Source organism: Lentimicrobium sp. S6, assembly GCF_013166635.1.
GTDB lineage: Bacteria > Bacteroidota > Bacteroidia > Bacteroidales > UBA12170 > UBA12170.
The window spans coordinates 1-659 of record NZ_JABKBZ010000255.1 but is presented as its reverse complement, the minus strand read 5'-3'; the positions used below and the strand labels follow the sequence as shown (position 1 = coordinate 659).

Below are 659 nucleotides of genomic sequence, written 5' to 3'. Positions count from 1 at the left end.
ATCAAAAGCATTGATGGTAAACAAGTGGCCCAATTCAACTTAACAGGCGAAACAGGTCAAAAGGTATGGGATACCCGCAGCTTAAAAGCCGGTGCTTATAATTATGAGTTCATTAGCGGAGAACTCAAACAAAGTGGAAAATTAATAATAACTAAATAGTAAATAGATGAGGCTGTTTGAAAGGTAAAAGAGAAACCATTATTGTAATTTAGGGTAAGGTGTCCAGTTTTTGATTCCTAATTTAATATTTTATATTCAGATAAAGTAAAATTTATTTGAAAATGGGAATCTGGTTTTTTCGGCTCCCTTTAGGGATGGGGCAAACCGAAAAAATCAATTTATCATGATTTGCTATATTTAAATGATTGATAAAAAAAGAACATCAGATTTGACACCCTCTTATTAGGGTCGGGGCAAAAAGTCATTGATACCTGAAACAATAAATTTCAAACAGCCTCTCTTTTAAAAAAAATACAAATGAGAAAAATACTAATATCCATCTTCATACTAGGAAACCTCCTCGCCTTTTCTCAAAACTTCGTTAAAACCTGGGAAAAATGTTACGGAGGTACTGACTATGACAATGTACAAAGTATTATTCCTTATAAAGGGGGTTATTTGTTTTTTGGTACAACCTATAGCGATGATGGAGATGTTTC

At 33.1% G+C, this 659-nt stretch carries 1 protein-coding gene; it reads left to right on the top strand.

Annotated features, from left to right (window positions below; genetic code table 11):
* Positions 1–477 precede the first annotated feature (477 nt).
* The coding region (locus HNS40_RS22610; RefSeq protein ID WP_216664210.1) for a hypothetical protein at positions 478–659 on the top strand (182 nt) is incomplete at its 3' end.